1 rRNA gene is annotated in these 1,296 nt (G+C 54.6%); it reads left to right on the forward strand.

Annotation, left to right across the window (positions count from 1 at the left end):
- Positions 1-1,294, forward strand: a 23S ribosomal RNA gene (locus BCI01S_RS24505); the annotation flags it as partial.
- Between the last annotated feature and the right edge of the window lie 2 nt (positions 1,295-1,296).

Genomic DNA, 1,296 nt, shown 5'->3' on the forward strand with positions numbered 1-1,296 from the left:
GGGTGCCCGTACCGCAAACCGACACAGGTAGGCGAGGAGAGAATCCTAAGGTGAGCGAGAGAACTCTCGTTAAGGAACTCGGCAAAATGACCCCGTAACTTCGGGAGAAGGGGTGCTCTTGCGGGTGCAAGCCTGCGAGAGCCGCAGTGAATAGGCCCAGGCGACTGTTTAGCAAAAACACAGGTCTCTGCGAAGCCGCAAGGCGAAGTATAGGGGCTGACACCTGCCCGGTGCTGGAAGGTTAAGAGGAGGGGTTAGCACGTTAGTGCGAAGCTCTGAATTGAAGCCCCAGTAAACGGCGGCCGTAACTATAACGGTCCTAAGGTAGCGAAATTCCTTGTCGGGTAAGTTCCGACCCGCACGAAAGGTGTAACGATCTGGGCACTGTCTCAACGAGAGACTCGGTGAAATTATAGTACCTGTGAAGATGCAGGTTACCCGCGACAGGACGGAAAGACCCCGTGGAGCTTTACTGCAGCCTGATATTGAATTTTGGTACAGCTTGTACAGGATAGGTAGGAGCCTTGGAAGCCGGAGCGCCAGCTTCGGTGGAGGCATTGGTGGGATACTACCCTGGCTGTATTGACATTCTAACCCGCACCCCTGATCGGGGTGGGAGACAGTGTCAGGTGGGCAGTTTGACTGGGGCGGTCGCCTCCTAAAAAGTAACGGAGGCGCCCAAAGGTTCCCTCAGAATGGTTGGAAATCATTCGTAGAGTGTAAAGGCACAAGGGAGCTTGACTGCGAGACCTACAAGTCGAGCAGGGACGAAAGTCGGGCTTAGTGATCCGGTGGTTCCGCATGGAAGGGCCATCGCTCAACGGATAAAAGCTACCCCGGGGATAACAGGCTTATCTCCCCCAAGAGTCCACATCGACGGGGAGGTTTGGCACCTCGATGTCGGCTCATCGCATCCTGGGGCTGTAGTCGGTCCCAAGGGTTGGGCTGTTCGCCCATTAAAGCGGTACGCGAGCTGGGTTCAGAACGTCGTGAGACAGTTCGGTCCCTATCCGTCGTGGGCGTAGGAAATTTGAGAGGAGCTGTCCTTAGTACGAGAGGACCGGGATGGACGCACCGCTGGTGTACCAGTTGTCTTGCCAAAGGCATCGCTGGGTAGCTATGTGCGGAAGGGATAAGTGCTGAAAGCATCTAAGCATGAAGCCCCCCTCAAGATGAGATTTCCCATAGCGCAAGCTAGTAAGATCCCTGAAAGATGATCAGGTTGATAGGTCAGAGGTGGAAGCGTGGCGACATGTGGAGCTGACTGATACTAATAGATCGAGGACTTAACTAAAA

This window comes from Niallia circulans NBRC 13626 (assembly GCF_001591585.1).
In the GTDB taxonomy this organism is placed as follows: domain Bacteria; phylum Bacillota; class Bacilli; order Bacillales; family Cytobacillaceae; genus Niallia; species Niallia circulans.